This window comes from Halorubrum sp. Atlit-28R, assembly GCF_003665955.1.
Lineage (GTDB): Archaea > Halobacteriota > Halobacteria > Halobacteriales > Haloferacaceae > Halorubrum > Halorubrum tropicale.
Genome location: NZ_QPLS01000006.1, coordinates 134,805 through 161,301 on the forward strand (window position 1 = coordinate 134,805; position 26,497 = coordinate 161,301).

Sequence of the window (26,497 nt, forward strand, 5' to 3'; positions counted from 1 at the left end):
CATGAGCACGAAGCAAATCGAGAGCCTCTCGGAGGAGACGGTACGACGCATCGCCGACGAACGCGACGAACCCGAGTGGCTCTTAGAGACCCGGCTGAACGCGCTGGCCGCGCTGGAGACCGCGGAGCTGCCCGACGTCATCCAGACGCCGGGCCGCCGCTGGACCGACCTGGAGGCGCTGGACTTCGAGGCGCTCGTCGACCCGCTGAACCAGGCCGACGAGACCGAGCGGACCGCGGGCGACGACGAGGTCGTCGTCCTGCCGTTCACCGAGGCGCTCGCCGAGTACGGCGACGTGATCGAGGCGAACTTCGGCTCAGTCCTCGACCCCGAACACAACTACCTCACCGCGCTTTCGGTCGCGCTCTTCACCACCGGGACGTTCGTCTACGTCCCCGAGGGCGTCGACGTCGAGGACGTGACGGTGCGCGCGGAGATGAACTCCCGCTCGCTGTTCAGCCAGACGCTCGTCGTCGCCGAGGAGTCCTCGTCGGTGACGATCCTCGAGTCGATCGAGACCGGTGACGCCGAGGTCGACGACGACCGGTACTTCTCGAACCTCGTCGAGGTCGTCGCGGGCGAGAACGCGAACGTCCAGTTCGGCTCGCTCCAGAACCTCGACTCGGACGCGTACACCTACTCGCTGAAGCGCGGCGTGACGGACACGTACGCGACGATCGACTGGATCGAGAGCAACTTCGGCTCGAAGCTCACCCGCTCCGACATCGAGACCGACCTGAACGGCGACGGCTCCGAGAGCCAGATCGTCGGGACGTTCTTCGGCACGGACGACCAGCACTTCGACATCAACGCCCGCGTGTGGCACCAGGCCGAGCAGACGACCGCCGACCTGGTCACCCGCGGCGTGCTCGACGACGTCGCCCGCTCCGTCTACGAGGGCGTCCAGGACGTCGGCGAGGACGCGTGGAACACCTCCAGCTACCAGCGCGAGAACACGCTGATGCTGTCGGACGAGGCCGAGGCGGACGCGTCGCCGAAGCTGATCATCCACAACCACGACACCGAGGCCTCCCACTCCGCGACGGTCGGGCAGGTCGACGCAGAGGACCTGTTCTACCTCGAGAGCCGCTCGATCGACTCGCGGACAGCCCGGAACATGCTCGTCGAGGGCTTCTTCGTGCCCGTCCTCGAGGAGATCGCGGTCGACGAGTTCCGCGACGACGTCGAGGAGCTCGTCTTCGAGCGCCTCCAGTAAGCGGTCAGCGCTCGCTGCCCGCCCGCCGAACGGATTTTTCCGACGCCCGACGCGCCGACTCCACGACCGGCGCGCGAGGGGAACCGCTTAAGACCGACGACGCCCGAGTCGATGGTATGCGAACCCGCGTATCGCGCCGTCTCGGGTGGTCGCGGTGAGCGTGAGCCAGCGGGTCGCCTCCGACGACCAACTCGCGCGACTGCTCCAGATCGGCATCGTACTCGAAGAGGTCGTCGAAGCGCGAGCGCACCGCCACTACCAGCAGCTGGACGCCGAGCTCGACGAGGAGGTGGAGACGCTGCTCGCGGACGCCGCCGAGGAGTCGGCCGACCACCGCGAGCGCTTGGAGGCGATCATCGAGGGGCTCGGCGTCGACAGCGTCCCGTTCGACGAGATCGAATCGCTGGTCGACGCCCGCTACGGACGGACGCGACCGGAGGACTTCGACGACGTGCTGTACGACCAGCTGTGCAACGAGGAGACGGCCTACAAGTTCTACGACGACCTCATCGAGGCGATCGAGGGCTCCGACGCGGCGTTCTCGATCGACCGCGATGAGCTGATCGCGACCCTGACGGCGATCCGCGACGAGGAGGCCGAGGGCGTGCGCGAGGTCACGGAGGTCATGGAGCGCCGATGAACCGGACAGACGAGTCGCCGACGAGCGCCGACGGAGGACAGCCGTGAACACCGCAGATCAGTACCTCAAGACGATATACGTCGTACAGGACCAGGAGGACGGACCCGCCTCGACCGGGTCGATCGCCGACGCGCTCGGCGTCAGCCCGGCCAGCGCCAACGAGATGATCGGCAAGCTCGAAGAGCGGGGGCTCGCCGAACACGAGAAGTACAAGGGCGTGCGCCTCACCGACGACGGCATCGTCCGCGCGCGGGACGCCCTCCAGACGTACTGTATCATCGAGCGCTTCCTCGCCAACGTCCTCGCAGTCGAGGACTTCCAGGCGGAGGCCCGCGAGCTTGAGGCGGTCATCGACGACACGGTGGCCGAGCGGCTCGACACGATCATCGACCGCCAGCCGGAGTGTCCGGACTGCTTCGACCCCGAGTCCGACGCCTGCGCGTGCCTGGAGGTCGCGGCGACGCCGGTCGAACCGGAACAGCAGTAACGTTTCGCCCCGTCGCGGAGAGCGGCTTTACACGCCGGTGGAGTAGCGCAGGATGCCCGCGATGCCGCCGAACGCGTCGAGCAGCTGCTCGCCCTTCTCGAAGTCCGTCGAGATGAACCGCGTCTCGGTGCCGCGCTGCTCCGCGATGGCCATCAGGTGTTCGATGACGTCCTCGCGCTTCTCGACGGCCGCCTCGTCGCCGCACTCGCTACACTCGTGGCCTGGCGTCGAGTGACGGGCGTCGACCACCTCGTACTCCTCGTGGCCGTTCGGGCACTCGTAGACGACGACGTCCGAGCGGAGGTCCTCGGAGATGAGCAGGCGGTCGACCGACCCCATGATCAGGTTCCGGCGGGTCTGTTCGAACCCGTAGGTGGCCTCCTGCCCGGTGTTGAGCTTCTCGAAGAACTCCTCCATGTCGTTTTTGTCCTGGACGATCTCTTGGTCCGCGAGCGCCTCCTGGCCCGCGTCGACGAGGTCCTTCAGGCCGGACTCGTCGGTGTAGGCCACGTCGAACTTGCCGAGGACCTTGTCCTGAAGTTCGTGGTGGAGGTAGTCGCCGTCGAGGAACTCGTCTTTCGTCGGCGAGGGGCCGCCGACGAGGATGCCGTCGAGCTCGTGGCGCCTGTCGACGAACAGGTCGTTGGCCATCCCCGCGACCTCCTGGTAGAAGTTATCGATGGCCTCTAAGCGCAGACGGGCGAACCGCTGTGCGGACTGACCCCCCTTCCGCTGCTTGCCGGGGACGAGCGAGGAGGCGGACTTGACGGGTTCGACGCGCTTGCCCTTCAGCCAGCCGACGTTCGCCTCGCGGCGGTCCAAGACGATGAGCCCGAAGAGCCCGGAGTCTTCGAGCATGTGTTCGAGCGGCTCGGTGAGGAACTCCGAGTCGCAGTGGTACCGGAACGACTCGACGGGCTGTGGCGGCGACTCCAGCGTCCGGGTGACCATGTCGGTCTGGCCGCCGCCCGCGTCGATGGCGCCGGAGAAGATCACCAGTCCGTTCTCGGGCGGGAAGGTGTCGTAGTAGCGCAGTCGGTCCTTGATCGAGGTGAGCGCGTCCTGAACGGCGGTCCGGGTCTGCTTGGACTTGATGTTCGACGCCTCGCTGTGCTCCTGGGTAACGTGGGCCACCACGTCGGAGATCTGCCTGTCTTCGGGGATGTAGATGGTGACGAGCTGGGTGCCGGAGCCCTCGTAGTCTTTGAGTTCCTCGATTACCTTGCGGAACTCGTACTTCCGGCGGTCCTCGTTCGCCTCCTGTGCGTCGCTACTCATTGTCCGAAATACGGTCGCGTGCGTGTAAGTAAGCTTTGACCTGACGATACCCCCGGGAGCGACCGTCTCGCCGCGCTACATCGACTCCGGCGCCTCGACGCCCAGCACGTCGAGCGCGTTCGCCATCGTGTGCTTCGCGGCCGCGACGACGGCGACGCGGGCGTCGCGGAGCTCGTCGGTCTCGGCGGTCACGACCGGGCACTCGCGGTAGAAGGCGTTGTACGCGTCCGCGAACTCGCGGGTGAACGTCGCGATCGTGTGCGGCTCCAGGTCGTCGGCCGCCGCCTCGATGGCGGCGGGGAAGCGGGCGACCTCCCGGAGGAGGTCGCGGGCCGCCTCGGTCTCTAACGCGCCCGCGTCCACGTCGAGCGCGTCGGGATCGACCGCGCCGTCGGCGTCGGCGGTCACGCCGGGCACGTCGACGCCCTCGGCCGCTGCCTCGTCGAGGATGCCGGCGCAGCGCGCGTGGACGTACTGGACGAACGGGGCCGACTGCGCCTCGAAGTCGAGCGCGTCCTCCCACTCGAAGGTGATCGCCTTGGCGGGCTGCTTCGAGACGATGTCGTACCGCACGGCGCCGATCCCGACCTGGTGGGCGATGCGCTCGACGTCCTCGTCGGTGAGGTCGTCGCCGCGGATGCGGTCGTCCATCCGCGACTCGACGGCGTCGCGGGCGCGGTCGATGGCCTCGTCGAGGAGGTCGTCGAGCATCACGCCCGTCCCCTTCCGCGTCGACATCTTCCCGTCGGGGAGGTTGACGTACGAGTAGATGACGTGGCCGAGCCGGTCGGTGTCGTTGCCGAGGAGTTCGAGGGTCGCGTCGAGCTGGTCGGCCTGGAGCTTGTGGTCCTCGCCGAGGACGGTGACGGCGCGGTCGTAGTTGTCGAACTTCCACTCGTGGTGGGCCAGGTCGCGGGTGGTGTAGAGGCTCGTGTCGTCGGAGCGCAGGAACACGAGGTTCTTGTCGATCCCCCACTCGTCGAGCTCCAGCTGCCAGGCGTCTTCCTCGTAGACGGCGTGATCGGTCTCCTTGAGCCGCGCGGCGATGTCGTCCGTCGAGCCGTCACGCATGAACCGCGTCTCCTTGACGAACTCGTCGAACTCGGCCGGCAGGCGGGCGAGGCACTCCTTCATGCCGCCCAGCACCGCGTCGACGACCTCGCCGACGCGCTCGTAGGTCGCCTCGTCGCCGGCCTCGAGCCCCTGGAGGATCGCCTGTATCTCCGCCTCCGCGGCCTCGACCGCGTCCGGGTCGGCCTCCTCCAAGAAGGCGTTCCCCTTCCGGTAGTAGCGCACGAGGTCGTACTCCGCGCGGTCGCGGGCGGGCTCGGCGTCGAGGTCGGCCTCGTCGAACCGCTCGTACGCCCACGTGAACACCGCCATCTGCCGGCCGGCGTCGTTGACGTAGTAGTGGCGGTCGACGTCGTAGCCCGCGTACGCCAGGAGGTTCGCCACGGCGTCGCCGACGATGGGGTTGCGCGCGCGGCCGACGTGGACGGGGCCGGTCGGGTTCGCGCTGGTGTGCTCGACGACGACCGAGGCGTCGCGGTCGGGGAGCGCGCCGTACGCCGGATCGACGGCCGCCGCGTCGAGCGTGTCGGCGAGGTAGCGCTCGTTCGCGTGGAAGTTGACGTACGGCCCCGCGGTGTCGACGCGCCCGACGTAGTCCGCGTCCGCGACCGACACCGCCTCGGCGACGGTCGCCGCGACGTTCGGCGGCGCGTCGCCGACCTCGCCCGCGAGCCGGAACGCGACGCTGGAGGCGAGCGTCGCGTCCATGTCGTCCGGCGGGCGTTCGATGCCGAGGTCGTCGGTCGGGAGGTCGAGCTCGGCGAGCGCGTCCGCGAGCGCCGCCTCGACCTCCGACCGGAGCTGCCTGAACATACCGTCCGTTCGACGGGCGGGTTAAAAGGCCCTTCCGAACCGTGCCGCGGACTCGAACGGACGGAGGGCCCTCGGGTCCGCCGCGGCGCGCGCCGCCGACCCGTTTTCGAATCGATAATTTCCGCTCCGACTGGACCACTCATGGGCAAATCGTACCGGGAGATATTTTGTCTCCGGGGTTCAGACCAGGAGGTAACCATGTTCTACGGCATAGCGGCGAGACCACGGCACGACGCGATCGGTCGACGCGGACAACTGGTACGCCGGACGCTCCTTCGCACCGATGGTTGAGCACACCCGGACGCTGGACTTCAAGATCGCGTTCGCCATCGGCCTGGGGACGATGATCGCCGCCGGCATCTTCTCGCTCTCCGGCACCGCCGTCGCGGCGATCGGCTCCAGCGCCGTCATCGCGTTCGTCATCGCGGCCGTCATCGCCGGGATCACCGCCGCCGGGTACTCGGAGTTCGCCTCGATCTACTCCGAGAACGGCGGGGGGTACCTGTTCTCCTCGCGGACCTTCGAGAACGACACGCTCGTCTACGCCATCGGCGCGATGCTCTTCCTCGGCTACACCGGGACGACGGCGTTCTACCTCGCGACGATGGACGAGTGGTTCTTCAGGTTCGTGCTCCCGGAGGCGTTCCACGTCCTCCCGCACGGGACGACGGGAGTGCTCGCCGCGCTGCTCCTCGGGACGCTGAACGCCCGGGGGACAGAGGAGAGCGGGATGTTCCAGCTGTTCGTGACGGGGGCGAAGGTGGCCGTCCTGCTGGCGTTCATCGGCGGCGCGTTCTCGTTCCGCGGCCCGTCGACGGCGGTCGGCACCTTCGCGACGGGCTTCACGACGGACGTGGTGGGGATCGTGTCGATCGCCGCGCTGGCGTTCATCACGTTCTTCGGCTTCTCCGCCATCGCCGCCAGCGCCGGCGAGATCATCGAGCCGAAGCGGACCGTCCCGCGGGCCATCGCCGCGTCGATCGTCACGGTCACCGTCCTGTACGCGCTGGTGATCGTCGCGATGGTCAACTCGCCGGTCCCCGCGGAGGTCATCGCCCGCGAGGGCGAGACCGCGATGGGTGAGGTCGCCGCCGGCTTCCTCGGCCCCGTCGGGCGGTCGCTCATCGTTGCCGGCGCCATCTTCAGCATGGTCAGCGCGTCGAACGCCTCGATACTCGCCGCCAGCGGGATCGGCTCGCTGATGGGCCGTCAGGGGCAGGCCCCCCGACCCTTCTCGCGGATCCATCCGGAGTACAACACGCCGTTCTGGAGCATCGCCACCGCGACCGGCACCATCGTCTTCCTGATCGTCGCGTTCATCATGTTGTTCCCGGCGGAGGGCGGCGTCCTCCCGTTCCAGATCAGCGTTCCCCTGCCCGTGGTCGGCTCCCTCGCGATCACGGAGCTGGGACTGACGACGCTGACCGGGTTCGCGACGCTGAACCTCCTGTTGCCGCTCTCGATCGTCAACCTCGCGCTCATCTACTCGCGGCGGCGCTACCCGGACATCGAGCGCGGGTTCCGGGTGCCCGGAGTCCCCCTCGTCCCGATCGCGGGCGTCCTCGCGAACCTCGGGCTGATCTACAACCTCCCGCTGAAGGGCGTCCTCGTCGGCGTCGTCCTCGTCGGGGCGCTGCTGGTCGCGTACCTGTCGTGGGGCGGGGCGCCGGCCGTCGACGAGCTGTTCGAGAAGGTGGTCGAGCCGGAGCCGGCCGCCGAGGAGACGGCCGGTGGCGCGGACACCGAGGCGACCGACGAAGACCGATACCGAGTGCTCGTCGCGGTCGCCCGCCCGGACAGGGCGGCGCGATACATCAGGCTCGCCGATACCCTGGGGAAGCTCCAGCACGACACGCCCCACATCCACGTGCTGAACGTCACGCAGATACCGGAGCAGACGCCGTCGGAGGTCGTCCGGGAGACCGCGGAGAGCCGCGTGACCCGGATCGAGGAGCTGCTCGCGGGCGAGGACCTCGACGCGGACTACACGGTCGAGGGCCACATCTGTCAGGACGTGGCGTTCGACATCCTCCAGACCGCCCGCGAGGGCGACGTCGACCAGATCCTGATGGGGTATCCCGAGGAGCACACCGACGTGGCCGAGACGATCGAGTACAAGGCGCCCTGCGGCGTGATGTTCGTGCGCGGGTTCACCGACGAGACGGACGCCTCGGTCGTCAACGTCGGCGCGGGCGGCGGCCCGCACCACAAGGCGCTGCTGCCGATGGTCGAGCGGCTCGGGCGCGACGGCGCGGAGCTCCACGTGGTCAGCGTCAATCCCGACGGCGGCGGGGGACGCGCGGAGTCGGCGGACGCGACCGTCGCCGGCCTCTCCGACGCCCCTGAGGTACAGATCCACAACGTCCAAGCGGCGACCGTCGCGGAGGGGTTAGTCGAGACGGCCGCCGAGAACGGCGGGATCCTCGTGATCGGCGCGACCCGGACCCGCAGGCTCAGGCGCTGGGTGTTCGGGAGCACGCCCGACCGCGTGATCGACCTCGCGGACGGGGCGGGCGTCCCGGTCATCGTCTACGCGGGCGACCGCGGCGTCCAGGGGCCGATCGAGGACTACCTCTACCCCGTCTACCGCTCGCTGACCGGTCGACAGCGGACCGAGGCGCCCGCCGACGGGACGTCGACCGAGGGCAACTGACCGCGTCGGCGCGGACCCTCCGGGGACGGTCGCCGGCTCACTGCCGCTTTTCGACGTGTTCCAGGGCCGTCTCGCGGTCCGAAAGCTCCAGCGTGTGTTCCCGTTCCGCGCCGCACCGGGGACAGGCGTGCGTGTACACGATGTCCGCCCCGTCGGCCTCGGCGTCCCACGCGCCGTCTTCGTCCTCGAACCCGCACGCCGGGCAGACGAGCTCCTCGTGGTCGTAGTGCTCCTTGAGCCGTTCGAACGGGGAGCGGCTGCGATCCGACGCCATACGCGGCTTTTTGTTTTCGAACCACAAAAAATCACCCCGTTTGAGTGCGGTATGCGTATTTGAGATGTTTCGAATCCGCGTTTCTCGAAACCCCCCTCGGGCACGGGGCGTCGTCGTGTGAGGGGCAAAACGTCTTTGGCCGGATAGCCAGTAGCTGGGGCCATGACCTACCGCCCCGACGAGATCGACCGTCGGATCCTCTACTACCTGGGGATGAACGCGAGGGACACGTCCGCGCCGATGATCGCCGAGGAGGTGGACGTCACTCCGGCGACGGTCCGCAACCGCATCAACCGACTGGAGGAGCAGGGAGTCATCCGGGGGTACCACGCCGACATCGACTACGAGAACTCGAACGGGAAGGTGACGACGCAGTTCACCTGTACGGCCCCCGTGAGCAAGCGGTCGGCGCTCGCCAACGAGGCGCTGTCGACCCCGGGGGTGACCCAGGTCCGAGAGCTCCTCGCCGGGCAGGAGAACCTCGTGGTCACCGCCGTCGGCGAGGACACGACGGACATCAACCGCATCGCGCAGCAGCTCTCCTCGGCCGGGGTGACCATCGAGCGCGAGGACATCGTCCTCGACGAGACGTTCCAGCCGTACCACGAGTTCGCCCCGGAGGAGGACCGGGCCCCGTCGGCGGTGACCGACTTCCAGACCGTCGTCGGCGGCGGGGAGGTCGTGGAGTTCACCGTCTCGGAGAGCGCCGACGTGGCCGGGCTCTCGCTTGAGACCGCCAACCAGCGGGGGCTGTTGTCCGACGAGGTGCTGGTCGTGGGGATCGAGCGCGACGGCGACCACATCGCGCCGAACGGCGACACGCGGATCAAGCCGGGCGACCTCGTCTCGGTGTTCTCGCCCGAGGCGCTCCCGGAGCGGCTCGTCGACGCGTTCGACGGCGACCCCCGACCGGCGAACGAGCGGGCGTGACCGGGCGGGGCCGTCTCGTCGCCCCGGGCGGCGGCCGGAACCGCGACCGGCTCCGCAGCGGTCGACCGCACCCTACTCGACTATCTCGTCGATGAGTTCCCGGGCGCTCCGCCGGACCGCCTCGTCGCTCTCGATCGACGGCTCCCAGCCCAGGGCGGACAGCTTCTCGATCGACAGCCGCATCTTCGGCACGTCCCCGGTCCAGCCGCGGTCGCCGCCCGTGTAGCTGTACGCGGGGTCGACGCCCAGTTCCTCGCTGACGACGTCGGCGATCCGGGTCACCGAGGTGGTCGTCCGCGTCCCGAGGTTGTAGACGTTCAGGTCGTCGGCGGCGTGTTCGACGACGTGCTGGATGGCGTCGACGCACTCGGTGACGTGCATGTACGACTTCTCCTGGCGGCCGTCGCCGAGGATCTCCAGTTCGGTCGGGTCGTCGTCGAGCTTCTGGACGAAGTCGGGGATCACGTTGCCGCGCTGGCGCGGGCCGACGATGTTCGCGAACCGGAACACCCACGACTGGATCCCGTAGGAGTGCGCGAACGTCGAGATCAGCGCCTCGTCCGCGAGCTTCGCGGAACCGTACATCGAGATCGGTTCGAGGGGGGCGTAGTCCTCGGGCGTCGGCCGCGGCGCCTCGCCGTACACGGTCGACGAGGAGGTGAACGCGAACCGGTCGACGCCGACCTCGCGCATCCGTTCCAAGACGTTGTACGTCATCGCGGTGTTCTCCTCGAACAGCGCGCGGTCGTCGTCGTAGTTCGTGTCGGTGTACGCCGCGAAGTGGAAGACCGCGTCGAGGTCGGCGGAGACCGCGCGGGCGACGGCGTCGGGGTCGGTCACGTCCGCCTCGACGAACTCGGCGCCGTCGGGGACGCGGTCGCGGGTCCCCTTCGAGAGGTCGTCGGCGACGCGGACGGTCGCGCCGCGGTCGAGCAGGGCGGCCGCGAGGTGGCTCCCAACGAGCCCGGCGCCCCCGGTGACGAGGACGCGCGAATCGGCGAGGTTCATACGGAGTCGTCGTCGGTCGCGAATAAGTAGGTGTGGAATCGGAACGGAGGACGGGCGCGAGGCGGGCAGGGCGGGGCGAGAGCGACGCGACCTTACAGGTTCGCGAACGCCTCGTCGACGATCTCGCCGGTGTCGGCGACGATGTCCGCCATCTCGTCGTCGTCCGGCGCCATGCCCACGAGTCGAGCGATGCGCATGATGGAGACGTGGTAGACGCGCTGCGTGCCGGGCTCCTCCTCCCACACGACCACGTTACAGGCCATCAGCGCGCCCAGCTTGTTGTCCGTCGCGTCGAGGGCGCGGTCGGCGACCTCGGGGTTACACGCGCCCAGCACGTAGTAGGGGTCGCGACCCGCGTCGATCTTCTCGTTGAGCATCTCGGACGGCGAGAACTCGACGGGGACGCCGAAGCCGGCGTCGGTGAAGGCGTCGCGGACGTGTTCGATCGCCTCCTCGTGGTCCATTTCGAGGGTCGTCTGTTGCTCGCCGATGTCGTCCGGGTCGATCTGGGTCGGGTCGATCGGAAGCGTCATTCGTGTATCGTCTTGGGCCAACGTAGCAAATACCCTTTGGATAGGACGCCGAGAATCCGAGCGACACGCCGACCGAAGCGCGTCTGTGTCAACGCGGGAGAGATAGTCTTGTGCTGTTCGGGAACATCTTTAACCACCTCCGCCGCCCTATAGCCCGGTACGATGACCGCGTCAGTGCGCGAGGACCTCGAACGCGACATGGAGTGGCCGGACGTGCTGGAGTGTATCCACGGGCTCAACGACCGGGACCGGGCAGTCTTCCGGGCGCTCCAGCGGGCGGACGAGGGGCTCACCGTCGACGACGTGGCGGACCGGCTCGGCTGCGAGCGGTCGACGGCGCACCGGTCGATCTCGCGACTGGTCGAGGTCGACCTCGTCGTCCGGCGACAGGTGAACTACGACCACGGCGGCTACTACTACGTGTACCGGCCGCGGGCGCCGGAGGCGATCGCCCGCGAGATGCGGCGGCTCCTCAACAGCTGGTACGCGACCGTCGGCCGGCTCGTTCAGGAGTTCGAGGACCGGTACGGTCAGGAACCGGACGGGAGCGAGGACCGGACAGCGCAGCCCGACCCCGAGGCGTGAGCTGGCGACCCCCTCCCGCCGCAGCATATTGTGCGATATGTACAAAACAGCTAAATCGCCGGGCACCGAACCGGACGGTATGGCCGAAGACACGAGCGCGTCGCGGTCGGCGCCCGCCGGCGACGCCCCCGCCGAGTACGTGCGGGCCAACCGGGAGGCGCTGGTCTCGCTGGCCCTCGACCTGCTCGCCGTCGACACGTCGAACCCGCCCGGCGACACGCGGGAGATCGCCGCCGCCGTCGAGCGGTTCCTCGACCCGCTCCCGGTCGAGGTCGAGCGGGTCGCCGTCGACCCGGCGAAGCCGAACCTGCTCGTGCGGGTCCCCGGCGACGCCGACCGCACGCTCCTGTACAACGGGCACCTCGACACGGTGCCGTTCGACGCCGACGCGTGGACGCGCGACCCGCTCGGTGAGCGCGCCGACGGCCGGGTCTACGGCCGGGGGGCGACCGACATGAAGGGCGCCGTGGCGTCGCTGCTGTTCGCGCTCCGGGCCTTCGCCGCGACGGATACCGAGCCGCCCGTCGACCTCCTGTTCGCCCTCGTGAGCGACGAGGAGGTGGGCGGCGACGCCGGCCTCCCGGCGCTGCTCGACGCCGGTGTGCTCGACGCGGAGGCGTGCGTGATCGGCGAGCCGACCTGCGAGGCGGGGCGTCACTCCGTCACGGTCGCCGACCGGGGCAGCATCTGGTTGACGCTCGAAGCGGCGGGCGAGGCGGCGCACGGCTCCCGCCCGGCCCTCGGCGTCAACGCCGTCGACCGGCTCTACGCCGCCGTGGAGCGGATCCGAGATCGGTTCGGCACCGAGCGGCTGGCGATCGGCGCCGAGATGGAGCCGATCGTCGAGGAGTCGGTCGCGTACTACGCCCCGTCGATGGGCGAGGCGGCCGCCCGGGAACTGTTCCGGTACCCGTCGATCAACCTCGGCGTCTTCGAGGGCGGCGACGCGGTGAACGCCGTCCCGGGCTCCGCGCGCGCCGAGGTCGACGTGCGGCTCACCGCGGGCGTCCACACGCCCGACGTGCTCGCCGGGATCCGGGAGTGCGTCGCCGACTGCGAGGGGATCACGATCGCCGACGTCTCCTGGAGCGTCGGCACCGCCGAAGACCCCGAGGGCCCGCTCGTCGAGGCCGTCGCGTCGACGGCCGCGGGCGTCACCGGGGACCGCGTCTTCAGGCGGAGCGCGACGGGCGGCGGCGACGCCAAGAAGCTCCGGAACGCCGGGATATCGACGGTCGAGTTCTCGCTCGGGACCGACACCGCGCACGCGCCCGACGAGTACGTCCCGGTCGACGCGCTCGTCGACAACGCGGTCGTCTACGCCCGGCTCCCGGCGGCGTGGCGGGCTCGAACCGATGAGTAGCCGCCGGGGGCCGAGCCCCGCGGACCGCCGACGGCGGTGCGGATGTCCCCCGAGGAGACGGCGGCGGCCGTCCGCAGCGCCGCGCCGTTCGAGTGCGACCGGCGAGCCGATCTGCCGCCGTACCACTACGCGCTGGTGTTCGATCGGTAGCCGCACGGCCACCGCCGTCGCGACCGTCACCGTTCGGCGCTGACCGGTCGATGGAATTTTTAGAATTGTGGAATGCTCGCACAAGACTAATAGGCCGCCCGCGAAACTGTGAGGTGTGAGACCGCCATGACCGACATCGAACCCCAAGAGACCGTCGACGCCAGAGGCGCAGCGTGCCCCGGCCCCCTGATGGACCTCATCGGTGCGATCCGGAGCGCCGAGTCGGGTGACGTCGTCCGGCTGCTGAGCGACAGCGACGGGTCGCTCACCGACGTCCCCGAGTGGGCCGAGGAGGCCGGCAACGAACTGCTCGCCGTCGAAGAGCTCGACGACCACAACGCGTTCTACGTGGAGAAAGCATGACCGAACGCATCGTCATCCTCGGCGGCGGGACCGGCGGCTCCGTGCTCGCCAACGACCTCGCCGACCGGCTCGGTCCGGAGATCGACGCGGGCGACGTCGAGGTCACCCTGATCAACGACGGCCCCGACCACGTCTACAAGCCCGTCTGGCTGTACGTCCCGTTCGGTAAGCGCGAACCGGCGGACGGTCGCCGCGCACTCGACGAGCTGATCGACGACGCGGTCGACCTCCGGATCGGCCGCGTGTCGGAGATCGACACGGATTCACGGGAGCTCCGGTTCGACGGGACCGCGCCGACGGTGGAGTACGACCACCTCGTGTTGGCGACCGGGTCGACGCTGAAACCCGAGCGCATCCCCGGGCTCGCCGAGGGCGGGCACGACTACTACAGCGAGTCGGGCGCGACCGCCCTGCGCGACGAGCTGCTGGAGTTCACCGAGGGCGAGATCGTGTTGAGCGTCGTCGGGACCCCCCACATGTGTCCCGCGGCGCCGCTGGAGTTCGTCTTCATGGTCGACGACTGGTTCCGCGAGCGCGGCCTGCGCGAGGACGTCGGGATCACCTACACGTACCCGATCCAGCGCGTCCACGGGAACCCCCACATCGCCGAGTGGGCCCGCCCCATCATGGAGGAGCGGGACATCGCCGTGGAGACGTTCTTCAACGCCGAGTCTGTCGACCCCGAGGCGGAGACGATCACGTCGATGGAGGGGACCGAGCTCGACTACGACCTCCTCGTGTCGATCCCGCCCCACGGCGGCGTCGACCTGATCGAGGAGGCCGGGCTCGGCGACGACGGTTGGGTCGACGTCGACAAGCACACCCTGGAGGCCGAGGCCGCGGAGAACGTGTACGCGCTCGGCGACACCGCGGACACCGGCGTCCCGAACGCGGGCAGCGTGGCGCACTACCAGGCCGGCGTCGTCGGACAGCGCCTCGCCAGCGAGGTCCGCGGACGCCCGGCCACGGCGACGTACGACGGGAAGACGCTGTGCTTCATCGAGACGGGGATGGACGCGGCCTCGTTCGTCGAGTTCGACTACGAGCGCCCGCCGTCGCCCGCGCCGCCGTCGGAGAAGCTCCACTGGTCGAAGCTGGCGTACAACGAGTCTTACTGGCTCACCGCGCGGGGGCTGCTCTGACCATGTCCGAGACGGAAGCACCCGAGTCGGCCGACCTCGAGGCGGCGATCGCGGAGAACCCGGAGGCGGTCGCCGCGTTCGTGGAGCGGCTCGACGCCGTCAACGAGCTGCTGGACGTGCTCTCCTTGGGCGAGAGCGCGCTCTCCGACGAGATGGTCCGCGAGCTCTCGGCCACGGGGTCGACGCTCGCGGAGTCCGCCGACGGTCTGGCGACCGACGAGACCGTGGCGCTGGCCGAGGCGGTCGGCGAGAACGGCGACGACCTGCGAGCGGCGCTCGACACGCTGCTCGAGCTCCAACGGAGCGGCACGCTCGACGAGCTGGCCGAGATCGCAGAGGTCGGCTCGCTCGCGACCGCGGCCCTCGACGACGAGATGGTCGCGTCGCTGGCCGGCACCGGCGCCGCGCTCGGCGAGGTGGCGCAGACCGCGGCCGACGACGACACCCGCGACGGCGTCGAGACCCTCCTGAAGGGCGTCGGCGAGGCGGAGCGCGAGCCGCCGGAGCGGGTCGGCGCCGTCGGGCTGCTCCGCGGCGTGCGCGACCCGGAGGTCCAGTACGGGCTCGGCTACCTGCTCGCGGTGGCGAGCGCGATCGGTCGCGAGCGCGCCGGCCGCGAGCGGAGTGAGTGAGCCCGCGGACCGGCGCGTCCGCCGGTCCGCGGCGCGACGGGGCGAATCCGGTCGCTACCGGTTCGCGTCCGGAGAGACGGTGTCGGGGGCAGCCGCCGCCGGTGGCGGACGGGGAAAACAGAACCGAACGGTCGCTTCGCGGCGCTCAGACGAGGAGCTGGATGTCCGCCTCGGCCATGTCCTGAATGGCGGTCGCGGCGCCGACGCCGGTAGTGACGCCGTCGTAGAAGTCGTCCTCGTCGTAGTCCATCAGCTCGATGGTCATCTGACAGGCCTGGAACTCCACGCCCATCTCCAGACTCGTCTCGAGGAGCTCCTCGATCGTGGCGGTGTCGTTGTCCGTGATCCGCTTTTCCATCATCTTCGTCGTCACGCGGTCCATGCCGGGGAGCGCGGCGACGGCGTTGGGGACGGGCATGTTGGGGTTCCCGACGGAGCTGAGCTGGAGGTTCTTCGACCGCTCCTCGTGGAGCATGTCGAGCCCCCAGAAGGTGGTGAAGACGGTCACCTCGTAGCCGAACGCGGCCGCGGTGCTGGCGAGGATGAGCGGCGGGTACGCCATGTCGAGCGTCCCCTTGGTGGCGATGATGCTCATCTTCTTGGTGTCGTCGTCAGCGGTGGCCTCGGCGAGCGCGTCCTCGAGCTCGTCGACGCGCGCGGCCAGCTCCGCGCGGGAGGGCGCGCCCTCGGTCGGCGCGTCCTCGGTCGGCGCGTCCTCGGTCGGCGCGTCGTCGCCCGGGGTCTCGGATGTGTCCGTGCTCATCGTTACGCCGTCTTGCGGACGTAGTGTTTGTACACGTCGTCGCCCTCCGTCTGCTCGAGGAGCTCGACCCCCGCGGTGCCGTCGGCCCACCCGTCGATGTCGCTCATGCTGCCGGGGTCGGTCGCGATCACTTCGAGGACCTCGCCCTCCGCGAGGCCGTCGACGGCGGACTTGGTCTTCACCACTGGCATGGGGCACGATGCGCCTTTCACGTCGAGCGTCTCCGCGATGTCGAATTCAGCACTCATTGTGTGTCTGCTCCGGTGTCTGTATTGGAGCTAGCGCACAATACCCCCCGATGAAGTAAAACTGTGTCGGTTCTTGGGAATTCTACTAACTACTGTATAACATGAAACCGGTTTAGACGGTTTACAAGGGTAATGACGGTAGACCTGCCCGCGTATATCTGGATCCGTCGGGAGGTAGTATTGCTCAGAAAAGGAAATACTATGAAAATACTTTTGTGCGTCGGCCCGGTATGAACGACTGCGAAACATGAATGCCGACGACTTCCCGACTCCGGACGTCGACGTCGACTCCGTCGCTCCGGAATCGCTCAAGGACCGAATCGACGCCGGCGAGGACGTCACGATCCTCGACACGCGCATGCAGTCCGACTACGAGGAGTGGCGTATCGACGGCGAGAACGTCACGTCGATCAACGTCCCGTACTTCGAGTTCCTCGAAGACGAGATCGACGACGACGTCCTCGACCGGATCCCCGACGACCGCGAGGTGACCGTCCTCTGTGCGAAGGGCGGCGCCAGCGAGTACGTCGCGGGCACGCTCGCGGAGCGCGGCTACGACGTCGACCACCTCGAAGACGGGATGAACGGCTGGGCGAGCATTTACGAGGCCGTCGAGGTCGAGCGGTACGACGGCGCCGGCACGCTCCTCCAGTACCAGCGTCCCTCCTCGGGCTGTCTCGGCTACCTCCTCTACGACGACGGCGAGGCCGCGATCATCGACCCGCTGCGGGCGTTCACCGACCGCTACCTCGACGACGCCGACGAGCTCGGCGTGGAACTGAACTACGCCATCGACACGCACATCCACGCCGACCACATCTCGGGCGTGCGCGACCTCGACGCCGAGGGCGTCGAAGGCGTCATCCCCGAGGCCGCGGTCGACCGCGGCGTCACGTACGCCGACGAGCTGACCACGGCCGCCGACGGCGACACGTTCGCGGTCGGTGACGCCACCGTCGAGACCGTCTACACTCCCGGCCACACGACCGGGATGACGTCGTACCTCGTCGACGAGAGCCTGCTCGCGACCGGCGACGGGCTGTTCGTCGAGAGCGTGGCCCGCCCCGACCTCGAAGAGGGCGACGAGGGCGCCCCCGACGCCGCGCGGCTGCTGTACGAGTCGCTCCAAGAGCGCGTCCTGACGCTGCCCGACGACACCCTCATCGGCGGCGCGCACTTCAGCGACGCGGCCGTCCCGGCCGACGACGGCACCTACACGGCGCCCATCGGCGAACTCGTCGAGGAGATGGACGCGCTCACGATGGACGAGGACGACTTCGTCGACCTGATCCTCTCGGACATGCCGCCGCGGCCGGCCAACTACGAGGACATCATCGCGACGAACCTCGGGCAGAACGCCGTCGACGACGACGAGGCGTTCACCCTGGAGCTCGGGCCGAACAACTGCGCCGCCAGCCAGGACTCGCTCGCGGGTGACTGACGACGCCGATGGTCGCTGACCCAGTACTGCTGCAGGCGGTCGCCGAGCTGTTCCCGAACGGGATCAGCCGGTACGCCGTCGGCGGGCTGCTCGTCGGCCTCGGGACCGTCGTCATCTACGTCGGGACCGGCATCCCGGCCGGGGCGAGCACGTTCCTCGAGTCGACGCTGTCGTACGTCTCCGATCAGTCGCGGTTCCAGCGGTACGTCGGCTCGCGCGACTGGCGGGTCGTGTTCACTGCCGGGATCGTCTTGGGCGCGCTCGCGTTCGCCGCGACGGTCCAGTCCGGCGTGGTCACCACCTCGCTGTACGAGCCCGGAACGACCGGTCAGCTGTACGAAGTCGCCGGGGTGACGCTGTGGACGACGGACGTCCAGCCGTGGCGGCTGTTCCTCGGCGGGATCCTGGTCGGCATCGGGACCCGCGTCGGGAAGGGGTGTACGTCCGGACACGGCGTCTGCGGCGTCGGCTCGGCGTCGAAGACGTCGCTCGTCGGCGTCGCGACGTTCCTGACCGTGGCGATCGGGACCGCGCAGGTCGTCGCCGCGCTGGGGGTGAGTCCGTGATGCGCGAGACGCGGAGGGCGAACGGAGCGAGCGCCTCGGAGGGCGAACGCCGAACGCCCGTGCGTCGTCAGCGGCGGCCGTCTCGAACTGCGCGAACGGGAGCGACCGGAGGGAGCGACGCGTGAGCGCAGACCGACATCCGCTGTTCAAGCCGCTGGTGTTCGTCGGCGGGCTGATCTTCGGGTTCGGACTCGGCTTCAGCCACATGGCGCGGCCGGAGGTCGTGGTGAACTTCCTCCTGTTCGAGGACCTCGGGCTCCCGTTCGTGATGTTCGGGGCCGCGATCGTCTCCGGCGTCGCGTTCGCGCTGCTGCCGCGGATCCGAGACACCGCGCCCCTCACGGGGAGCCCGTACGAGCGCCGGCTGAAGCCGTTCGACCGGAACGTCCTCGTCGGCGGGGCCGTCTTCGGCGTCGGCTGGGGGCTCTCGGGGATCTGCCCCGGCGCGGCGTACGCGAGCCTCGGCGTCGGCAACGTCACGATACTCTGGGCGCTCGGCGGCATGTTCGTCGGCGCGTACGCCCAGGGGTACTGGCGGAGCCGGAGCGAGTCGCGCGACGCCGCCCCGGCGGGCGCGGACTGACACGCCTGCTTCATGGACCCCGCCCTCATCGCCCTCTTCGTCGGCGCGGCGCTCGCCAGCCTGTTCATGGCGTGGGTGATCGGCGCCGGGTCGAGCGGCGCGACCCCGTTCGCGCCCGCCGTCGGCGCGAACGCCATCGGAACGATGCGCGCGGCCCTGCTGGTCGGCGTCTTCGGCTTCGCCGGCGCCGTCACGCAGGGCGGGAACGTCTCGGAGGCCGTCGGCAGCGGCCTCGTGGGCGGGATCAGTTTACCCGTCTCCGGCGTCATCCTCGTGCTCCTGCTGGGCGCGGGGCTGATGGCGGTCGGCATCACCACCGGGATTCCGATCGCGACGGCGTTCACCGTGACCGGCGCCGTCGTCGGCGTCGGCCTGGCGCTCGGGGGGACGCCGGTCTGGGCGAAGTACCAACAGATCGGCGCCGTCTGGCTGCTGACGCCGTTCGTCGGCGGCGGCATCGCCTTCGGTATCGCCTCGGTCCTCCCGCGACCCGGAGTCGCCGAGCGATACAGCGTCCCGGTCCTCGCGGGACTCGTCGGCGCCGTCCTCGCGAACGTCCGGTTCAGCTTCCTCGGCGAGGGGACCGCGCCGGGGACCGTGCGCGGACTCGCGCAGCGGACCCTCTCGGTCGACGGGCTCGCGTCCGCGGTCGCTATCACCGCCTTCGCGGCGCTGGCCGTCGCCGTCGTCGTCTGGTGGGACGTGCGCCGCGACGAGCGAGGTGGCTTACGGCGCGTGCTGCTCGCGCTCGGGTCGCTCGTCGCGTTCTCCGCGGGCGGGAGTCAGGTCGGGCTCGCGGTCGGCCCGCTGCTGCCGCTGCTCGACGAGGTCGGGATGGTGTCGACGACGGCCGTCCTCGTCGGCGGCGGGTTCGGGATGCTGGTCGGGTCGTGGACCGGCGCGCCGCGGATGATAAAGTCGCTGGCGCAGGACTACTCGTCGCTCGGGCCGCGGCGTTCCATCTCGGCGCTCGTCCCGTCATTTCTGATCGCGCAGCTGGCGGTGCTGCTCGGGGTTCCCGTGTCGTTCAACGAGATCGTCGTCAGCGCGATCATCGGGAGCGGCGCGGCCGTCGGGGGCCGCGACGCGGTGGACGCGCGGAAGATCCTCGCGACGGTAGGCGCGTGGGCGGGCTCGTTCGGCGTCTCGTTCGCGATCGCGTACGCCGTCGCGGCGCTGGCGCTGTAACCGGTCCGGGACGCGGCGTAGGTGCCGGCGGTAGCGGCGCACCGGTGTGTGGTGCACCGCGGCGTGACGGTCCGTTCGGCGAGACACCCGTCTTACGTCGCCCGAGGCGGCGGGACGAGGAAGACGTTACCCGCCGCCCGCGCGACGATGTCCTCCGAGACGCTGCCCAACAGGAGCCGCCGGATTCGGCTCCGCCCCTTCGACCCGACGAGGAAGGTCGACGGGGTGACCTCGGCCTCGACGGCGAGAATCTCCTCCGCGGGGTCGCCGCGGCGGACCTCGGTCCGCGTCTCGATCCCCCAGCCCGCCAGCGTGCTCGCCCGCTCGGCCAGCCGCTCCGCCGGGCCGACGTCGCCGGCCGGCCCGTCGTCTTTCGGCGACCGAACGTGGACGAGCGTCGCCTCCTCGGTCGCGTGACGGAGGTAGGAGAAGGCGCCGAACGCCCGGTCGGCGTGCGCGGAGAAGTCGGTCGCGAAGAGGACGTGCCGGAAGAGGTGCTCGCGGAGGACGTCGGGGTCGTCGGCCGCCCGCTCGACGCGGTTGACCAGCAGCGGGACGACGGTGGTCCGAGCGAGGTTTCGCGCGGTCGAGCCGACGACCCGGTTCAGTAGCGGGCTCTGTCCGCGCGAGCCCACGAGCGCCAGGTCGGCGTGGACTGTCTCCGCGATGTCGTTGAGTCGGCGGTACGGGGTCCCGCGAACGACGTGCGTCTCGACGCCGAACCCCGCGGCCTCGATCACCTCGCGGTACCTGTCGAGCCCTCGCCGGCGGCGCGCCTCGAAGTCGACGCCGGGCATCCCGGGATGGACGTTCCCCGACACGACCGTGACGAGGTGGACCGTCCGGACGCCGATGCGACCCAGGCAGCGGAGACAGGTCTCGTTCTCGATCGTCGCCTCGCTGGCGGCCGACAGGTCAGTGGCGCACAGGGCCCTCATGCTAACTCCTTCGACGGGCGTCGACAACACGGTTTTGTTCGGTGTGTGATGCGTTGGCGAGCGCGCGGCCGGCGGCCGTACCGTATTATCTGTATAAGTTATCGGTACTCCGGCCGAGGTTACCGGAATATAGTATTGTACAGCTAGCCCAAAACCGTTATAGGCACGAAGCAGGTAGGGTAGAGTGAGCAGAAATGTGCCAGAAGCGAATTTCCGCGTTCAGAAGTCGGAGGGTGAGTCGATGGCAGGACTAGAGATACCCACGTGGGATCCGGAGACGGCCCTACTCATCGGCGTGATTCTACTGGAAGCGTTCCTGTTGTACGTCGGGTACGGCGGCCTCGAACGGCTCGTCGGGCCCTATCTGATGCGGCTCCTGGTCGGGGGTGACGCGAGTGCTCAGTAACTTCCTCGGCGGACTCGGCATCTTCGAGACGAGCCCCGAGATGTTGGCGCTGTTCGTCGGGTTCGGTCTCGTCGTCGGCGTCCTGTTCGGCTTCTTCGGCATGGGCGGGTCGTTCCTCGTCACCCCGGCCCTACTCATGCTAGACTACCCGGCGCCCGTCGCGGTCGGGAGCGGGATGGCGTTCGTCTTCGGGACGGCCGTCATCGCGACGCTGAAACACCACGACCTCGGACAGGTGGACTACAAGCTCGGCGTGATCATGATCACCGGGACGACCATCGGCATCGAGGCAGGGCGCGCCAGCGTCTACTACCTCGAGTCGATGGGACTCGCCGGCGGCGTCATCAGCGTCGCCTACGTCGTCCTGCTCGGCGGCGTCGGCGCGATGGTCACCCGCGACGCTCTGAAAGGCGACAGCGACGGCGGTATCGACCACGAGGCCGCCGACAAGGACCTCGACGAGTACGAGATCCCCGAGATCGCGAAGAAGATCCAACAGACCGTTCGGATCCCGCCGATGGTGACGCTCCGCGGCGACGTCCGCGTCTCCGCGTGGGTCATCACGGCCGTCGCCTTCGCGACCGGCGTCCTGTCGGGCTTCCTCGGCGTCGGGGGCGGCTTCATCCGGATGCCCGCGATGATCTACGCGATCGGCGTTCCGGTGCCCGTCGCGGTGGGCACCGACCTCTTCGAGATCGTCTTCTCCGGCGGCCTCGGGAGCTACCTCTACGGGCAGGGCGGCGGCGTGAACCTCGGTATCGTCGCCCCGCTACTGTTCGGGAGCGCGCTCGGCGCGCGCGTCGGCTCCGCCGCGACCGCCGTCGTCAACTCCGACGATATCAAGGTGTACTTCGGCGGGATGCTGTTGGTCGGTTCCATCGCCGTGGGTATCGGCGAAGTGGGCTCGTACCTCGGCAACTCGACGCTCGAACTGCTCGGGCTGGTGCTCGTCATCGGCGCGGCGGTCGTCGTCGCGTTCGCGGTCCTCTACACGACGGTCACCTCGCTCCGCGTGACGCGCCAACAGCAGACGTCTGCCGCGGACTGAGCCGCTTTTCTCGTCGGTCCACGGCAGGTTTGTCTATTCAGATCGACACCGTCGAGAGCCGCCGACCCGGTAGACCGTCGGGAGCGGCCCGGATCGGAAGCTGACGCGGACCGCGGTATCTGCGGGGACCGTTCGCGTCCGTCACAGTCCCTCTTCGCCGCCCTCCTGCGTGAGGATGACGACCATCGAGAGCCCGGAGATGAGGAGGAGGATGAGCGTCGGGACGACCGCGTACTGGTAGAGCGCCGTCGACTGCGCCCGCCAGATCTGGGTGACGATCGTGTCGAAGCCGGACGGGCGGAGCACGAGGGTGACGGGCAGCTCCTTCATCGTCGTGAGGAACACCAGCGCGGCCCCGGCGACGATCCCGGACCGGGTGAGCGGGAACGTCACGCGGCGGAACGCGCCGGTCGGCGACTCGCCGAGCGTGCGCCCGGCCTCGACGAGCCGCCGGTCGACCTGGAGGATCGAGGTCCGGGCGGACCCGACGGCCTGCGGGAGGAAGCGGACGACGTACGCGAAGATCAGGAGCGGCAGCGTCTGGTAGATCCACGGCACGTAGCCGGAGCCGAAGTACACTAACGCGAGCGCCAGCACGATTCCGGGCACGGCGAAGCCGACGTACGTGGCGCGCTCGAAGACGACCGCGAGCGGCGAGTCGTGGTTCGCGGCGAAGTACGCGACGGGGATGGCGGCGAGCGCGGCGACGACCGCGGCGGCCGCCGAGACCGACACCGAGTTGAGCACCTGTATCGGCTCGAACGCGAGCGATGGGCGGCGCCCGGCCTCCGAGTTGACCAGCCACAGGCCGAGGATCCACAGCGGGACTAAGAGGGCGAACGCGGAGACGCCGGCCGGGAGCAGCGTCGCCGGCCAGCGCAGCCGCCCGAGCGACACGCGGTCCTCGGTCCGGCCCGCGTCGTCGCCGCTCGTCTCCCGGTCCGAGCGGACGGCCCACTCCAGGGCGAGCACGAGGACCACGACGACGAGCAGCTGGAGCGAGAGCAGCGCCGCGTAGTCGCGGCCGAAGGCGTTGTACTCGACGTATATCTGCCGGGTGAACACCGGGAGTCGCATGATGGAGGGGGTACCGAAGTCCGAGACCGCGTACAGCGCCGCCAGGAGCGATCCGGCGGCGATCGCGGGTCGGATCGTCGGGAGCGTCACGCGGCGGAACGCCGCGAGCCGGCCGTGGTTCAGCGTCCGGGCGGCCTCCAGGAGCGTCGTGTCGAACGACAGCAGCGCGGCCCGGGTCGTCAGGTAGACGTACGGGTACGTGTACAGCGTGATGACGAGGATCGACCCCCAGAGCCCGGATATCTCCGGAACACGCTCGACGCCGAGCGGCGCGAGCACCTCGTGGAACTCGCCCTGCGGCCCGAACGCGGAGACGAACGAGAAGGCGCCCACGTAGCTCGGGACGACGAGCGGGAGCGCGGCGGCGACCGTCCAGAACCGACGGAAGGGGAGGTCGGTCCGGGCGGTGAGGTACGCGAGCGGGACGCCGATCAGGATCGACGCGACCGTGACGCCCGCCATCAGGAGCAGGCTGTTGACGAGCACGTCGGCGGTCCCGGCGCTGAAGAGGAGGTCGACGGCGCGCTCGCGCTCGACGGCGACCGCCTCGATGACGAGCCACGCCAGCGGGAAGACGAGGGTGGCGGCGATCGCCGCGCAAAGCAGCGTGAGCCCCAGCGGGAGGTCGCCGTCGCCGTCTGTCAAGCGGTCGCGGATCCGGGTTCGCAGAGTCATTGTGCGGGAGACGGGATCGGGTTGTCGAGGCGAGGGCACGCCCGGCGTTAGGGGTTCCGATCGCGGGGCGAGCGCGCTCCGACGGATATATGAATTTAGGGCTACCTAAACCCTTCCATGGAACTGACGCGACGCGACGCGGCGGCCGCGCTGGCCGCGATCGGCGCGACCGGTGGCGTCGCGCTGGGCGTCCGTCGGACGACCGGCGACGGGGGAGCCGAGGAGGAGGCGCCCGCGTGGGACGGCGACGGGACCCCCGGCGACGAGGCGGTCCGGACGGCGATGACGGCGGTCGCGCGGACCGTCTACCCCGACGCGGTCTCGGGGGTCGAGGCGTTCGTCGAGGCGTTCCTCGACGGCCGCCTCGACGGGTCGGCCCACGGCGAGGGGATCCGGAGCGCGGTCGCCGAGGTGGAGTCGGCGGCCCGCTCGTGGTACGGCGCGCCGGTCGCGGAGCTGTCGGCCGCGGACCGCGACGCGCTGCTCCGCGAGCTCGGCGCGGACGTGGCCGAGGAGAACCCGGACGGCACGGCCGCGGAGCGAGTGCGGTACTACGTCGTGAACGAACTGCTGCTCGCGCTGTACTCGTCCCCAACCGGGGGGGAGCTCGTCGGCATCGAGAACCCGCAGGGGTACGCGGGCGGCGCCGAGAGCTACCAGCGGGGGCCGCCGTGAGCGGCGCCGAGAGCCTGGGCGACGGGCGCGGGAGCGAGGGGCGAGACGTCGACCGGACGCCCGTCCCCGACGCCGACGTCTGCGTCGTCGGCGCCGGCCCCGCTGGGGCGCTCGTCGCCGACCGGCTCGCCGGCGACCGCGAGGTCGTGATCCTCGACGCCGGGCCGCGGTTCGACCCGGCGGACCGCCTCGCCAGGCAGGAGCGGGCGATCCGCCCCGCCTACGGCCGCCCCGACGTCTGGGGCGTGGGCGGCGCGCGCGACGCCCACGAGAATGGCGGCGAGTGGTTCTACCCGCTCAACCACGCCCGCGTGAAGGGCGTCGGCGGCTCGACGCTCCACTGGCAGGGGATGGTGATGCGGCTCCACGAGGACGACTTCAACTCCGCCAGCGAGCGCGGCGTCGGCGCCGACTGGCCAATCGACTACGCCGACCTCCGCCCCTACTACGCCGAGGCCGAGCGCGAACTGGGCGTCGCGGGCGCGTCGGACAACCCCTACGCGCCGCCGCGCGAGGAGCCGCACCCGATGCCCGCGTTCGAGCCCTCCTACAGCGACTCGCTGTTCGCCGAGGCCTGCGAGGAGCTGGGGATCGACATGCACTCGGTGCCGAACGCGCGCAACTCCGAGCCGTACGACGACCGCTCGCCGTGCGTCGGCTACGGCACCTGTCAGCCCGTCTGCCCGAGCGGCGCGAAGTACGACGCAACGGTCCACGTCGAGCGCGCGGAGGAACGGGGCGCGACCGTCATCGACCGCGCGCCGGTCGAGCGGCTCGAACACGACGGCGACGACCGGGTGACCGCCGCCGTCTACGCGACGCCCGACGGCGAGCGCCACCGACAGGAGGCGGACGCCTTCGTCGTCGCCGCCGGCGGCGTGGAGACGCCGCGGCTCCTCCTCCTGTCCGCGTCCGACCGCTACCCGGACGGACTCGCGAACGGGAGCGGCCACGTCGGCGAGTTCTTCATGGACCACCTGTTCGCGGGCGCTGGCGGCACGCTCGACGAGCCGACCAGGCAGAACCACGTCGGCTTCTACACCAGCGCCTGCGACCAGTTCTACGACGAGGCCGACGCCGAGCAGGCGCCGTTCAAGCTGGAGTTCTTCAACTACGCCGGTCCCTCACCGGTGGAGATGGCGCTCACGGGCGACGACTGGGGCGACGCGCTCGCGGAGCGGCTCCGCGACGGTTACGGGAACCACGTGGCGATGGGCGGGCTCGTCGAGCAGCTGCCGGACGCCGAGAGCCGGATCACCCTCGCGGACGACCGGACCGACGACCGCGGCAACCCGGTGCCGCGGATCGAGTGGACGGTCGGCGACCGGGCGCTCGACACCATCGAGCGCGCCAACGAGATTCAGGTGTCGGTCCTCGAAGAGCTCGGCGCCGACGTGGAGTGGGTCGCCGGGCCGGACGCGACCGGACCCGCCTACCACCACATGGGCACCACCCGGATGAGCGACGACCCCGACCGAGGCGTGGTCGACGCGGACTGCCGGACGCACGACCTCGACAACTGCTGGATCGCCTCCAGCTCCGTCTTCCCCACGAGCGGCGCGATGAACCCGACGCTCACCATCGCCGCGCTCGCGCTCCGCGTCGGCGACGACGTGGCCGGCTGGCTCGCCGACGGGACCTGACGGCCGGCTGCCACTGTTTTAGGCAAACCTAAAAATTCAAGTGCGTCCGGGCTGAGATGCGGGTAATGAGCGACTCAGCACACGCGACGAACGGTTCGGCGGCCGCGG

At 69.8% G+C, this 26,497-nt stretch carries 27 protein-coding genes and 1 pseudogene; 19 read left to right on the forward strand and 9 right to left on the reverse strand.

The genetic code is table 11. The annotated features are described in order from the left end of the window. Nucleotide 1 precedes the first annotated feature (1 nt). The 3 genes from sufD to DVK06_RS11320 all read left to right on the forward strand — a co-directional run bounded on the left by sufD (nucleotide 2) and on the right by DVK06_RS11320 (nucleotide 2,343). Complete coding sequence (gene sufD, locus DVK06_RS11310) at nucleotides 2-1,216, forward strand: Fe-S cluster assembly protein SufD (RefSeq protein WP_053770097.1); 1,215 nt, start codon at nucleotides 2-4, stop codon at nucleotides 1,214-1,216. Between the two features lie 154 nt (nucleotides 1,217-1,370). Next, the gene (locus tag DVK06_RS11315; RefSeq protein WP_053770962.1) at nucleotides 1,371-1,856 is read left to right on the forward strand and encodes a ferritin family protein; all 486 of its coding nucleotides are present in this window, start codon (nucleotides 1,371-1,373) and stop codon (nucleotides 1,854-1,856) included. A gap of 43 nt (nucleotides 1,857-1,899) precedes the next feature. Continuing rightward, nucleotides 1,900-2,343 (forward strand): metal-dependent transcriptional regulator, encoded by a 444-nt coding sequence (locus tag DVK06_RS11320; protein ID WP_053770098.1) that lies wholly within the window; start codon nucleotides 1,900-1,902, stop codon nucleotides 2,341-2,343. Between the two features lie 27 nt (nucleotides 2,344-2,370). Here DVK06_RS11320 and prf1 read toward each other — a convergent pair whose 3' ends face one another. Together prf1 and argS are read right to left on the reverse strand one after the other, a co-directional pair. Then, nucleotides 2,371-3,621, reverse strand: coding sequence for a peptide chain release factor aRF-1 (prf1, locus tag DVK06_RS11325; protein WP_121600343.1), 1,251 nt, complete (start codon nucleotides 3,619-3,621; stop codon nucleotides 2,371-2,373). A 75-nt stretch (nucleotides 3,622-3,696) separates the two neighbouring features. After that, complete coding sequence (gene argS, locus DVK06_RS11330; RefSeq protein WP_053770100.1) at nucleotides 3,697-5,505, reverse strand: arginine--tRNA ligase; 1,809 nt, start codon at nucleotides 5,503-5,505, stop codon at nucleotides 3,697-3,699. 283 nt (nucleotides 5,506-5,788) lie between these two features. Between argS and DVK06_RS11335 the strand changes: the two genes are divergently transcribed. Then, nucleotides 5,789-8,158 carry an amino acid permease gene (locus tag DVK06_RS11335; RefSeq protein WP_053770101.1) on the forward strand — a complete coding sequence of 790 codons (2,370 nt, stop codon included), beginning with the start codon at nucleotides 5,789-5,791 and terminating at the stop codon, nucleotides 8,156-8,158. 37 nt (nucleotides 8,159-8,195) lie between these two features. On the opposite strand, the gene DVK06_RS11340 is transcribed toward DVK06_RS11335, so the two are convergent. Continuing rightward, entirely contained in the window at nucleotides 8,196-8,432 is a 237-nt protein-coding gene (locus tag DVK06_RS11340; RefSeq protein ID WP_053770102.1) for an HVO_0649 family zinc finger protein, read from the reverse strand. Between the two features lie 162 nt (nucleotides 8,433-8,594). Between DVK06_RS11340 and DVK06_RS11345 the strand changes: the two genes are divergently transcribed. Then, nucleotides 8,595-9,362, forward strand: a complete 768-nt coding sequence (locus DVK06_RS11345; protein ID WP_053770103.1) for an Lrp/AsnC family transcriptional regulator — start codon at nucleotides 8,595-8,597, stop codon at nucleotides 9,360-9,362. A 72-nt stretch (nucleotides 9,363-9,434) separates the two neighbouring features. Here DVK06_RS11345 and DVK06_RS11350 read toward each other — a convergent pair whose 3' ends face one another. Then, the gene (locus tag DVK06_RS11350; protein ID WP_053770104.1) at nucleotides 9,435-10,370 is read right to left on the reverse strand and encodes an NAD-dependent epimerase/dehydratase family protein; all 936 of its coding nucleotides are present in this window, start codon (nucleotides 10,368-10,370) and stop codon (nucleotides 9,435-9,437) included. A 92-nt stretch (nucleotides 10,371-10,462) separates the two neighbouring features. Continuing rightward, nucleotides 10,463-10,903: a DUF302 domain-containing protein gene (locus tag DVK06_RS11355; protein ID WP_121600344.1), complete on the reverse strand. Its 441-nt coding sequence runs from the start codon at nucleotides 10,901-10,903 to the stop codon at nucleotides 10,463-10,465. Between the two features lie 162 nt (nucleotides 10,904-11,065). On the opposite strand from DVK06_RS11355, the gene DVK06_RS11360 reads away from it, so the two are divergent. The 6 genes and pseudogenes from DVK06_RS11360 (at nucleotide 11,066) to DVK06_RS11385 (ending at nucleotide 15,138) form a co-directional block, all read left to right on the forward strand. Further along, nucleotides 11,066-11,488, forward strand: coding sequence for a MarR family transcriptional regulator (locus DVK06_RS11360; protein WP_053770106.1), 423 nt, complete (start codon nucleotides 11,066-11,068; stop codon nucleotides 11,486-11,488). A 79-nt stretch (nucleotides 11,489-11,567) separates the two neighbouring features. Further along, on the forward strand, nucleotides 11,568-12,851 hold the full coding sequence (locus DVK06_RS11365) for a M20 family metallopeptidase (protein ID WP_053770107.1): 1,284 nt from the start codon (nucleotides 11,568-11,570) through the stop codon (nucleotides 12,849-12,851). A gap of 6 nt (nucleotides 12,852-12,857) precedes the next feature. Further along, nucleotides 12,858-13,001 (forward strand): annotated as a pseudogene (locus DVK06_RS11370) (SAM-dependent methyltransferase); the annotation flags it as partial. A 126-nt stretch (nucleotides 13,002-13,127) separates the two neighbouring features. Next, nucleotides 13,128-13,364, forward strand: coding sequence for a sulfurtransferase TusA family protein (locus DVK06_RS11375; RefSeq protein ID WP_053770963.1), 237 nt, complete (start codon nucleotides 13,128-13,130; stop codon nucleotides 13,362-13,364). Further along, nucleotides 13,361-14,506, forward strand: a complete 1,146-nt coding sequence (locus tag DVK06_RS11380; protein ID WP_121600345.1) for an NAD(P)/FAD-dependent oxidoreductase — start codon at nucleotides 13,361-13,363, stop codon at nucleotides 14,504-14,506. The genes DVK06_RS11375 and DVK06_RS11380 overlap by 4 nt, the downstream gene beginning before the upstream one ends. Nucleotides 14,507-14,508: 2 nt before the next feature. Continuing rightward, complete coding sequence (locus DVK06_RS11385) at nucleotides 14,509-15,138, forward strand: DUF1641 domain-containing protein (RefSeq protein ID WP_053770109.1); 630 nt, start codon at nucleotides 14,509-14,511, stop codon at nucleotides 15,136-15,138. A gap of 145 nt (nucleotides 15,139-15,283) precedes the next feature. Here the strand turns inward: DVK06_RS11385 and DVK06_RS11390 are convergent, their stop codons facing one another. Together DVK06_RS11390 and DVK06_RS11395 are read right to left on the reverse strand one after the other, a co-directional pair. Beyond that, nucleotides 15,284-15,901 carry a DsrE/DsrF/DrsH-like family protein gene (locus DVK06_RS11390; protein ID WP_199718640.1) on the reverse strand — a complete coding sequence of 206 codons (618 nt, stop codon included), beginning with the start codon at nucleotides 15,899-15,901 and terminating at the stop codon, nucleotides 15,284-15,286. A 2-nt stretch (nucleotides 15,902-15,903) separates the two neighbouring features. Beyond that, entirely contained in the window at nucleotides 15,904-16,149 is a 246-nt protein-coding gene (locus DVK06_RS11395; RefSeq protein ID WP_053770111.1) for a sulfurtransferase TusA family protein, read from the reverse strand. Between the two features lie 247 nt (nucleotides 16,150-16,396). Here DVK06_RS11395 and DVK06_RS11400 point away from each other — a divergent pair, with 247 nt between their 5' ends. From DVK06_RS11400 to DVK06_RS11415, 4 genes are all read left to right on the forward strand, one after another. Then, nucleotides 16,397-17,590: an MBL fold metallo-hydrolase gene (locus DVK06_RS11400; protein ID WP_121600346.1), complete on the forward strand. Its 1,194-nt coding sequence runs from the start codon at nucleotides 16,397-16,399 to the stop codon at nucleotides 17,588-17,590. 8 nt (nucleotides 17,591-17,598) lie between these two features. Beyond that, nucleotides 17,599-18,156 carry a YeeE/YedE family protein gene (locus tag DVK06_RS11405; protein WP_053770113.1) on the forward strand — a complete coding sequence of 186 codons (558 nt, stop codon included), beginning with the start codon at nucleotides 17,599-17,601 and terminating at the stop codon, nucleotides 18,154-18,156. A gap of 121 nt (nucleotides 18,157-18,277) precedes the next feature. Further along, nucleotides 18,278-18,739: a YeeE/YedE family protein gene (locus DVK06_RS11410; RefSeq protein WP_053770114.1), complete on the forward strand. Its 462-nt coding sequence runs from the start codon at nucleotides 18,278-18,280 to the stop codon at nucleotides 18,737-18,739. A gap of 12 nt (nucleotides 18,740-18,751) precedes the next feature. After that, entirely contained in the window at nucleotides 18,752-19,927 is a 1,176-nt protein-coding gene (locus tag DVK06_RS11415; protein ID WP_121600347.1) for an inorganic phosphate transporter, read from the forward strand. A gap of 92 nt (nucleotides 19,928-20,019) precedes the next feature. Here DVK06_RS11415 and DVK06_RS11420 read toward each other — a convergent pair whose 3' ends face one another. Next, nucleotides 20,020-20,865 carry a universal stress protein gene (locus DVK06_RS11420; RefSeq protein ID WP_121600348.1) on the reverse strand — a complete coding sequence of 282 codons (846 nt, stop codon included), beginning with the start codon at nucleotides 20,863-20,865 and terminating at the stop codon, nucleotides 20,020-20,022. Between the two features lie 241 nt (nucleotides 20,866-21,106). On the opposite strand from DVK06_RS11420, the gene DVK06_RS18980 reads away from it, so the two are divergent. Both DVK06_RS18980 and DVK06_RS11430 read left to right on the forward strand, forming a co-directional pair. Next, complete coding sequence (locus tag DVK06_RS18980) at nucleotides 21,107-21,271, forward strand: hypothetical protein (RefSeq protein ID WP_199718643.1); 165 nt, start codon at nucleotides 21,107-21,109, stop codon at nucleotides 21,269-21,271. 40 nt (nucleotides 21,272-21,311) lie between these two features. Further along, nucleotides 21,312-22,319 (forward strand): sulfite exporter TauE/SafE family protein, encoded by a 1,008-nt coding sequence (locus DVK06_RS11430; protein WP_121600405.1) that lies wholly within the window; start codon nucleotides 21,312-21,314, stop codon nucleotides 22,317-22,319. 141 nt (nucleotides 22,320-22,460) lie between these two features. Here the strand turns inward: DVK06_RS11430 and DVK06_RS11435 are convergent, their stop codons facing one another. Next, entirely contained in the window at nucleotides 22,461-24,071 is a 1,611-nt protein-coding gene (locus tag DVK06_RS11435) for an iron ABC transporter permease (RefSeq protein ID WP_053770119.1), read from the reverse strand. A 117-nt stretch (nucleotides 24,072-24,188) separates the two neighbouring features. Between DVK06_RS11435 and DVK06_RS11440 the strand changes: the two genes are divergently transcribed. Both DVK06_RS11440 and DVK06_RS11445 read left to right on the forward strand, forming a co-directional pair. Continuing rightward, a complete protein-coding gene (locus tag DVK06_RS11440) occupies nucleotides 24,189-24,746 on the forward strand; it encodes a gluconate 2-dehydrogenase subunit 3 family protein (RefSeq protein ID WP_053770120.1) in 558 nt (185 codons plus the stop codon). Then, nucleotides 24,743-26,389 carry a GMC family oxidoreductase gene (locus DVK06_RS11445; RefSeq protein ID WP_121600350.1) on the forward strand — a complete coding sequence of 549 codons (1,647 nt, stop codon included), beginning with the start codon at nucleotides 24,743-24,745 and terminating at the stop codon, nucleotides 26,387-26,389. Before DVK06_RS11440 ends, DVK06_RS11445 begins: the two co-directional genes overlap by 4 nt. Nucleotides 26,390-26,497: the final 108 nt, after the last annotated feature.

Bases quoted from the DNA above. Each gene is read 5' to 3' on its own strand.
- sufD (WP_053770097.1), top strand. From the start codon at position 2: ATGAGCACGAAGCAAATCGAGAGCCTCTCGGAGGAGACGGTACGACGC.
- prf1 (WP_121600343.1), bottom strand. From the start codon at position 3,621: ATGAGTAGCGACGCACAGGAGGCGAACGAGGACCGCCGGAAGTACGAG.
- argS (WP_053770100.1), bottom strand. From the start codon at position 5,505: ATGTTCAGGCAGCTCCGGTCGGAGGTCGAGGCGGCGCTCGCGGACGCG.
- DVK06_RS11335 (WP_053770101.1), top strand. From the start codon at position 5,789: ATGGTTGAGCACACCCGGACGCTGGACTTCAAGATCGCGTTCGCCATC.
- DVK06_RS11340 (WP_053770102.1), bottom strand. From the start codon at position 8,432: ATGGCGTCGGATCGCAGCCGCTCCCCGTTCGAACGGCTCAAGGAGCAC.
- DVK06_RS11345 (WP_053770103.1), top strand. From the start codon at position 8,595: ATGACCTACCGCCCCGACGAGATCGACCGTCGGATCCTCTACTACCTG.
- DVK06_RS11350 (WP_053770104.1), bottom strand. From the start codon at position 10,370: ATGAACCTCGCCGATTCGCGCGTCCTCGTCACCGGGGGCGCCGGGCTC.
- DVK06_RS11355 (WP_121600344.1), bottom strand. From the start codon at position 10,903: ATGACGCTTCCGATCGACCCGACCCAGATCGACCCGGACGACATCGGC.
- DVK06_RS11360 (WP_053770106.1), top strand. From the start codon at position 11,066: ATGACCGCGTCAGTGCGCGAGGACCTCGAACGCGACATGGAGTGGCCG.
- DVK06_RS11365 (WP_053770107.1), top strand. From the start codon at position 11,568: ATGGCCGAAGACACGAGCGCGTCGCGGTCGGCGCCCGCCGGCGACGCC.
- DVK06_RS11375 (WP_053770963.1), top strand. From the start codon at position 13,128: ATGACCGACATCGAACCCCAAGAGACCGTCGACGCCAGAGGCGCAGCG.
- DVK06_RS11380 (WP_121600345.1), top strand. From the start codon at position 13,361: ATGACCGAACGCATCGTCATCCTCGGCGGCGGGACCGGCGGCTCCGTG.
- DVK06_RS11385 (WP_053770109.1), top strand. From the start codon at position 14,509: ATGTCCGAGACGGAAGCACCCGAGTCGGCCGACCTCGAGGCGGCGATC.
- DVK06_RS11390 (WP_199718640.1), bottom strand. From the start codon at position 15,901: ATGAGCACGGACACATCCGAGACCCCGGGCGACGACGCGCCGACCGAG.
- DVK06_RS11395 (WP_053770111.1), bottom strand. From the start codon at position 16,149: ATGAGTGCTGAATTCGACATCGCGGAGACGCTCGACGTGAAAGGCGCA.
- DVK06_RS11400 (WP_121600346.1), top strand. From the start codon at position 16,397: ATGAATGCCGACGACTTCCCGACTCCGGACGTCGACGTCGACTCCGTC.
- DVK06_RS11405 (WP_053770113.1), top strand. From the start codon at position 17,599: ATGGTCGCTGACCCAGTACTGCTGCAGGCGGTCGCCGAGCTGTTCCCG.
- DVK06_RS11415 (WP_121600347.1), top strand. From the start codon at position 18,752: ATGGACCCCGCCCTCATCGCCCTCTTCGTCGGCGCGGCGCTCGCCAGC.
- DVK06_RS11420 (WP_121600348.1), bottom strand. From the start codon at position 20,865: ATGAGGGCCCTGTGCGCCACTGACCTGTCGGCCGCCAGCGAGGCGACG.
- DVK06_RS18980 (WP_199718643.1), top strand. From the start codon at position 21,107: ATGGCAGGACTAGAGATACCCACGTGGGATCCGGAGACGGCCCTACTC.
- DVK06_RS11430 (WP_121600405.1), top strand. From the start codon at position 21,312: ATGTTGGCGCTGTTCGTCGGGTTCGGTCTCGTCGTCGGCGTCCTGTTC.
- DVK06_RS11435 (WP_053770119.1), bottom strand. From the start codon at position 24,071: ATGACTCTGCGAACCCGGATCCGCGACCGCTTGACAGACGGCGACGGC.
- DVK06_RS11440 (WP_053770120.1), top strand. From the start codon at position 24,189: ATGGAACTGACGCGACGCGACGCGGCGGCCGCGCTGGCCGCGATCGGC.